General features: G+C 66.3%; 6 protein-coding genes and 2 tRNA genes. All 8 read left to right on the forward strand.

Annotated elements, in window-relative coordinates; genetic code table 11:
• Nucleotides 1–340 precede the first annotated feature (340 nt).
• Nucleotides 341–949 (forward strand): ATP-dependent Clp endopeptidase proteolytic subunit ClpP, encoded by a 609-nt coding sequence (gene clpP, locus DRV96_RS17280; protein WP_119293474.1) that lies wholly within the window; start codon nt 341–343, stop codon nt 947–949.
• 128 nt (nt 950–1,077) lie between these two features.
• Nucleotides 1,078–2,343, forward strand: a complete 1,266-nt coding sequence (gene clpX / locus DRV96_RS17285; RefSeq protein WP_119293476.1) for an ATP-dependent Clp protease ATP-binding subunit ClpX — start codon at nt 1,078–1,080, stop codon at nt 2,341–2,343.
• A 99-nt stretch (nt 2,344–2,442) separates the two neighbouring features.
• Entirely contained in the window at nt 2,443–4,866 is a 2,424-nt protein-coding gene (gene lon / locus DRV96_RS17290; RefSeq protein WP_119293478.1) for an endopeptidase La, read from the forward strand.
• An 80-nt stretch (nt 4,867–4,946) separates the two neighbouring features.
• Nucleotides 4,947–5,022, forward strand: a tRNA-Gly gene (locus tag DRV96_RS17295).
• Between the two features lie 85 nt (nt 5,023–5,107).
• A tRNA-Cys gene (locus DRV96_RS17300) sits at nt 5,108–5,181 on the forward strand.
• An 87-nt stretch (nt 5,182–5,268) separates the two neighbouring features.
• Nucleotides 5,269–6,156, forward strand: a complete 888-nt coding sequence (locus tag DRV96_RS17305; RefSeq protein WP_119293480.1) for a tyrosine-type recombinase/integrase — start codon at nt 5,269–5,271, stop codon at nt 6,154–6,156.
• Nucleotides 6,153–6,722 carry a hypothetical protein gene (locus DRV96_RS18225; protein WP_162911127.1) on the forward strand — a complete coding sequence of 190 codons (570 nt, stop codon included), beginning with the start codon at nt 6,153–6,155 and terminating at the stop codon, nt 6,720–6,722. The genes DRV96_RS17305 and DRV96_RS18225 overlap by 4 nt, the downstream gene beginning before the upstream one ends.
• A gap of 131 nt (nt 6,723–6,853) precedes the next feature.
• Complete coding sequence (locus DRV96_RS17310) at nt 6,854–7,147, forward strand: hypothetical protein (RefSeq protein ID WP_119293482.1); 294 nt, start codon at nt 6,854–6,856, stop codon at nt 7,145–7,147.
• Nucleotides 7,148–7,673: the final 526 nt, after the last annotated feature.

Raw genomic sequence — 7,673 nt, forward strand, 5'->3', positions numbered from 1 at the left:
CAAGATCGCACCGCAGTGGGTCGGTCTGGGCACAGGTGCGCCCGCAGCGGCCCTGGCGGCCGCGTAAGGGGTGCGGAAGATGAGAAATCGACCCGAATCAAGCGCTGCGAAGCGCGCACGAGCCCGTCGCAGCGACATCACCCGCGCAGCAGCGCCGCGTGACGTTCGTTCCTCTGGCCCTGACGCCAACCCGACGGGCGTCTGCGGCGATCAATTGCCTCTCAGCCTCTGAGCCGCCGAGCGCCGCCGCTGCGGGGCGCCGGGCCGCGAGGCCGGCGCCCCGCGTCTTTGCGGCGCCCCATAATCGGCAGGCACGAGACACCGCAGAGGATCCGCTTTCATGAGTGCACTGGACACGAGCAACCTGGGCATGGTGCCCATCGTCATCGAGCAGTCGGGCCGCGGCGAGCGCGCCTACGACATCTACAGCCGCCTGCTGCGCGAGCGGGTGATCTTCCTCGTCGGGCCGGTCAACGACCAGACGGCCAACCTCGTCGTCGCGCAGCTGCTGTTCCTCGAGAGCGAGAACCCCGACAAGGACATCTCGCTGTACATCAACTCGCCGGGCGGCAGCGTCAGCGCCGGCCTGTCGATCTTCGACACGATGAACTTCATCAAACCCGACGTGTCGACGCTGTGCATCGGCATGGCCGCCAGCATGGGCGCGTTCCTGCTCGCGGCCGGCGCCAAGGGCAAGCGCTTCGCGCTGCCGAACTCGAAGGTCATGATCCACCAGCCGCTCGGTGGCGCGCAGGGCCAGGCGACCGACATCGAGATCCACGCGCGCGAGATCCTCAAGACGCGCGAGCAGCTCAACCGCATCCTGGCCGAGCGCAGCGGGCAGCCGCTCGAGAAGATCCAGGCCGACACCGAGCGCGACTACTTCATGAGCGCGGCCGAGGCCAGGGAATACGGCCTGGTCGACCAGGTCATCGAGCGGCGCGGCTGAGCCGGGCTCTGCCCGGCCGGCGTCCGTTCCTGCGCCGCCAAAACGGGCTCTTTCCGGCGCCGCTCGCGCGGCGCCGCATGCACTATCATTGGTCGTCGCGTCCTTCCGCCACTGCCCGCCGCACACCCATGCCCGAAAAGAAAGGCTCCTCGAGCGAGAAGGTCCTGTACTGCTCGTTTTGCGGCAAGAGCCAGCACGAGGTCAAGAAGCTGATCGCCGGGCCGTCGGTGTTCATCTGCGACGAGTGCATCGAGCTGTGCAACGACATCATCCGCGACGAGGTGCCGGCCGATGCCGGCGGCGGCAAGGCGGCGCGCAACGACCTGCCGACGCCGGGTGAGATCAAGGCGCTGCTCGACCAGTACGTGATCGGCCAGGACCAGGCCAAGCGCATCCTGTCGGTGGCGGTCTACAACCACTACAAGCGGCTCAAGCACACGCCGGCGAAGGACGACGTCGAGCTGACGAAGAGCAACATCCTGCTCATCGGTCCGACCGGCAGCGGCAAGACGCTGCTCGCGCAGACGCTCGCGCGCATGCTCAACGTGCCGTTCGTGATCGCCGACGCGACGACGCTGACCGAGGCCGGCTACGTCGGCGAGGACGTCGAGAACATCATCCAGAAGCTGCTGCAGAACTGCAACTACGACGTCGAGCGCGCGCAGCGCGGCATCGTCTACATCGACGAGATCGACAAGATCAGCCGCAAGGCCGACAACCCGAGCATCACGCGCGACGTCTCGGGCGAGGGCGTGCAGCAGGCGCTGCTCAAGCTGATCGAGGGCACGATGGCCAGCGTGCCGCCGCAGGGCGGGCGCAAGCACCCGAACCAGGACTTCCTGCAGATCGACACGACGAACATCCTGTTCATCTGCGGCGGCGCGTTCGACGGCCTCGAGAAGATCATCCAGAACCGCACCGAGCGCTCGGGCATCGGCTTCTCGGCCACCGTGCACAGCAAGAGCGAGAAGCGCGTCTCCGAGATGTTCCGCGAGGTCGAGCCCGAGGACCTGATCAAGTTCGGGCTGATCCCCGAGCTCGTCGGCCGGCTGCCGGTGGTCGCCACCCTCGGCGAGCTGACCGAGGAGGCACTGGTGCAGATCCTGACCGAGCCGCGCAACGCGCTCGTCAAGCAGTACCAGAAGCTGTTTGCGATGGACGGCGTCGAGCTCGAGATCCGTCCCTCGGCGCTGGCGGCGATCGCGCGCAAGGCGCTGGCGCGCAAGACGGGCGCGCGCGGGCTGCGCTCGATCATGGAACATGCGCTGATCGACACCATGTTCGACCTGCCCAACCTCGACGGCGTCGCGAAGGTGGTGGTCGACGAGCACATCGTCGAAGAGGGCGGCAAGCCCCTGCTGGTGTACCGCGAGCAGGCCAAGGCCAGTGCCTGAGGCCGGCGACCGCCCGGGTGCCGCCGCCGCGCGGGCCCGGGGCGGTCTTGCAATTACCCGCGCGGGCTCCATGTGGGCCTGAGAAAGAGAGGTACCCCCATGTCCGGACATCCCGTTCTTCCCGCCGAGCCGATCACGCTGCCGCTGCTGCCGCTGCGCGACGTCGTCGTGTTCCCCCACATGGTCATCCCGCTGTTCGTCGGGCGGCCGAAGTCGATCAAGGCGCTGGAAGCGGCAATGGAGGCCGGCCGGCAGATCATGCTGGTCGCGCAGAAGGCCGCCGGCAAGGACGAGCCGAAGCCCGACGACATGTTCGGCGTCGGCTGCGTCTCGAGTATCCTGCAGATGCTCAAGCTGCCCGACGGCACCGTGAAGGTGCTCGTCGAGGGCACGCAGCGCGCGAAGACCGAGTCGATCAGCGAGGCCAACGAGCACTTCGTCGCCACCGTCACGCCTATCATCCCCGAAGTCGACAACAAGCCCGAGGTCGAGGCGCTGCGCCGCGCCGTCACGCAGCAGTTCGACCAGTACGTCAAGCTCAACAAGAAGATTCCGCCCGAGATCCTGACTTCGATCGCCGGCATCGACGATCCGGGCCGGCTCGCCGACACGATCGCCGCGCACCTGCCGCTCAAGCTCGAGGCCAAGCAGTCGGTGCTCGACCTGTTCGCGGTCGACAAGCGCCTGGAGAAGCTGCTCGAGCTGCTCGAGCACGAGGTCGACATCCTGCAGGTCGAAAAGCGCATCCGCGGCCGCGTCAAGCGGCAGATGGAGAAGAGCCAGCGCGAGTACTACCTCAACGAGCAGGTCAAGGCGATCCAGAAGGAACTCGGCGACGGTGAGGAAGGCGCCGACCTCGAGGAGCTCGAGAAGAAGATCAAGGCCGCGCGCATGCCGAAGGAGGCGCGCAAGAAGGCCGAGAGCGAGCTCAAGAAGCTCAGGCTGATGTCGCCGATGTCGGCCGAGGCCACCGTCGTGCGCAACTACATCGACGTGCTGGTCAACCTGCCGTGGTCGAAGAAGACCAAGATCAAGCACGACCTGGGCTATGCCGAGGAGGTCCTCAACCAGGACCACTACGGTCTCGAGAAGGTCAAGGACCGCATCCTTGAGTACCTCGCGGTGCAGCAGCGCGTCGACAAGGTCAAGGCGCCGATCCTGTGCCTGGTTGGGCCGCCGGGCGTCGGCAAGACCTCGCTCGGGCAGTCGGTCGCGCGCGCGACGGGGCGCAAGTTCGTCCGCATGGCCCTCGGCGGCATGCGCGACGAGGCCGAGATCCGTGGCCACCGCCGCACCTACATCGGCTCGATGCCGGGCAAGGTGCTGCAGAGCCTGTCGAAGGTCGGCACGAGGAACCCCCTGTTCCTCCTCGACGAGATCGACAAGCTGGGCATGGACTTCCGCGGCGACCCGTCGAGTGCGCTGCTCGAGGTGCTCGACCCCGAGCAGAACCACACGTTCAGCGACCACTACGTCGAGGTCGACTTCGACCTGTCGGACGTGATGTTCGTCGCGACCTCGAACTCGATGAACATCCCGCCGGCGCTGCTCGACCGCATGGAGGTCATCCGCCTGTCGGGCTACACCGAGGACGAGAAGCTCAACATCGCCCAGCGCTACCTGCTGCCCAAGCAGATGAAGAACAACGGCGTCAAGCCGGAGGAGCTGGATCTGACCGAGGGTGCGATCCGCGGGATCATCCGCTACTACACGCGCGAGGCCGGCGTGCGCTCGCTCGAGCGCGAGATCAGCAAGATCTGCCGCAAGGTCGTCAAGGGCCAGCAGTTGAAGAAGTACGAAGGGCAGGTCGTCGTCACCGAGGACAACCTCAACGAATTCCTCGGCGTGCGCAAGTACGACTACGGTCGTGCCGAGAAGACGAACCAGGTCGGCCAGGTCGTCGGCCTGGCCTGGACCGAAGTCGGTGGCGACCTGCTGACGATCGAGGCGGCCGTGATGCCGGGCAAGGGCAACATCATCCGCACCGGTCAGCTCGGCGACGTGATGAAGGAGTCGGTCGAGGCCGCGCGCACCGTCGTGCGCTCGCGCGCCCGGCGGCTGGGCATCCGGGACGAGTTGTTCGAGAAGCGCGACATGCACATCCACGTGCCCGACGGCGCGACGCCGAAGGACGGCCCGAGCGCAGGCATCGCGATGACGACGGCGATGGTGTCGGCGCTGACGGGCATCCCGGTGCGTGCCGACGTCGCGATGACGGGCGAGATCACGCTGCGCGGCGAGGTCACGGCGATCGGCGGCCTGAAGGAGAAGCTGCTCGCGGCGCACCGCGGCGGCATCAAGACGGTGCTGATCCCGGAAGAGAACGTCAAGGACCTGCAGGACATTCCCGAGAACGTCAAGAACAGCCTCGAGATCGTGCCGGTCAAGTGGATCGAGCGGGTGTTCGAGGTCGCCCTCGAGAAGATGCCGCAGCCCTTGCCCGACGAGGAGGCGGTCGCGCCGTCCGAGGTCAAGCCGGCGGCGGAGCCGGTGGCGGGCGCTGCCGATGCGCTGCCGCACTGAGGACGGCGTTGCACGTGGGCCCTCGAGTGTGGCTATAATGCAAGCTTCGTTGTAGCGAGTGATCGCCGCAGCGAAGCGATGCGGGAATAGCTCAGTTGGTAGAGCGCAACCTTGCCAAGGTTGAGGTCGCGAGTTCGAGACTCGTTTCCCGCTCCAGATCCTTCAAGGGAAGCCTCGGCTTCCCTTGTTCATTTCGGGCACGACGCGCGCTTTGGATGCGTGTGCCAGAATGGGTCTATACGGCGCGGTAGCAAAGCGGTTATGCACCGGATTGCAAATCCGTTCAGCCCGGTTCGACTCCGGGCCGCGCCTCCATCTCCTTAGTCCACGCCGGGTCAGCGGCGAAAAGCCAACGGATTGAGTCCGTTGGGTTTCGTTGGTGTGTGGATCAGGAGGTGTCCCGTGAAGGTGACCCACGTCATCGACGCGTTCGTGGCCAGCTACAGTGGCCGCGATGAAGCCCTGCCAGCACGCTTGGATTTCTGGCGCGACGAACTCGGCGAACACGAGCTGGTCGACGTCAGCGCCGAGATGGTCGAAGCGGCCATGGATCGTCTAGCGGCACGCGGCCAACTGCGCCGCGGCCGCGCCCCGGCTGGGGCGCAGCGGTGCTGCGGCAAGCCGCTGTCGCCGTCTACGCTCAACCGCTATCGCTCAGCGTTGGGCTCGCTGGTGAAGTTCGCCCGTCAGCGTCGGCTGGTGCCGCGCGCATGGACGTCGCCGCTGGTGGGCGTCGAGCAGCTCCCGGAGAACCCCGGGCGCATGGTCTACCTCACCGCCGACCAAGTCGAGAGACTCATCGCCTGCGCAAGACTGGCGCGCTGGCGACCACTGTCTGTGCTCATCCTGATGGCCTTCACGACGGGTCTGCGCCGCGGCTCGCTAATGGGCCTGCGCTGGCGCGACGTCGACCTCAACGGTCGGCGTGCGACCGTGCCGCGCACCAAGAACGGCCGACCAATCGTGGCGCACCTGACGGAGCGCATGGTCGCGGAGCTGCGGACGATCGGTCCCAAGGAACCCGACACGCTCGTCTTCGGCTGCGCCAGCGGCAAAGACAGGCCGCACAACTTCGACGGCGCCTTCCAGCGTGCTCTCAGGGACGCTGGCTTGCCTGCAATCCGATTCCACGACCTGCGGCACTCCTGCGCGTCGCACCTGGCCGCCAAGGGCGCGTCGGCGCCGCTGCTGGCCGACGTACTGGGGCACACCACCTTGCGGATGGTGTCCCGCTACGCGCACTTGAACATCACCGCCAGAGCGGCAGCAATCGAGGAAGCGTTCCGATGAGTCGATCAGCCGACGCACGCCTGGAAGGAGGTCCGATCGCGGACCGCTGTTGGATCAATCCCGACGGGGTGCGTTGGCGCTACCCAGACGACGATGAGCACGCCGCCTCGATCATCGCCAAAACGTTGGACCTGTCGCTTCCTGCCTTCGATGCAGCAATGGCCGAAGCGAGCTTCTTCGAGCGGGTACAGCTCGCTGAGTGGCGCGCGTCACTTATTCAGGCGGTTCGAGAGTGTCATCAGCGCGAGGCCAAGGCGTGGATTACGTTGATGCGTCTGTACCTGCTGAGCTCCGAGCGACAGCGACGTTGGATGGCCAGCCAACTCGACCAGGACGAAGCACGTCGAAGGGGTGGCCTCAAGACGAGGAGGCTGCCCCCGGACGCACAACTGCTCGAAGCGGTTCGACATGCTGCTGGAGCGCATGGTGCACGCCGCGGCGCGATGCAATTGGCATACCGTGCGATTGCCGAGCAGTACAACGTGACCGCCGAGTCGGTCAGGCGCGCAGTGCAACGCGCGAGGCAAGCCGTAGACAAGGCGGACAGCAAGTCATCAACGGCTTAGGTTCGCACCCGCGACCCGGCATACGCTGACTGCGTCCCGTGACACGCTTAGCGTGTCACATCCTCCTGTCCGCCATCGTCTCGTAACCTTGGATCAAGCCGCTGACCCGGCGTGATTCGAGGCTCCAGAGGATGGCTGAGGTTCGACAGGTAATTACGCGACCCATCGCGCAAGAGCAGTTGCGGCGCATCGTGCGGGCTGACGAGATCGGGCGCCGCTACGAGAACATCTTTCCTACCAGCCAGAGCTGGAAGTGGTTCCGTCGGACGCGCAAGGCCGCCATGTTGCAGGCCGGCGCGCTGATCCAGACGACGGCCGGCGACATGATCGACCCGGTGCTGTTCGAGGCCATGCTACCCGAGCTGCTCATGCGGCAAACGCAGGCTTTGCCGCCGACGTCGTCACGGCATCGCGAAACGAGCTGAGCCGTAATGACCGGGCACCGGCAGGTTTGCTGGCTCCAGACGCTGATGGACAGCGTCGTGCGCCCATCCGTGCCGACACCCGTGCTGTCGTTCCCGACCGCGGGTTCGGGCAGGGAGGCATCCATGTAAAAGCCGATGAGCGTGGGTCCCGCGCTCGCAAACGAGGTATGGGCCTGCATGGGCCGCCAGGACAAGAAACACCGCGGGCATCAGCCGCCGCGACAACAAGCTGAAGCAGGCGCGGCACAAGCCACGGGTGCAACTCCCCCAACGACCTGCGGACTGGCCTAAGGAAACGCTGATCAAGTCCTCCGCATCGTAGTGGCGTGCGTTGAAGGAGTCCGGCGCGCGTCAAGGTAGTTGTCGCCTCGTTCATGCAGCCAGTGGCTGCGTATCGACGCACCCTGAGCGTGTCTTGACGACGGCGTCGCGTTCAGGGTTCAGAGTCACCGCAGCGATGGGCGTCCAGTTGCGCGTGTCGCCCGACCAGCGGCGCGGGTGGCGCTCGCGAGCCTGCAGGTACAGC

The organism is Azohydromonas sediminis, from assembly GCF_003574675.1.
GTDB lineage: Bacteria > Pseudomonadota > Gammaproteobacteria > Burkholderiales > Burkholderiaceae_C > Calidifontimicrobium > Calidifontimicrobium sediminis.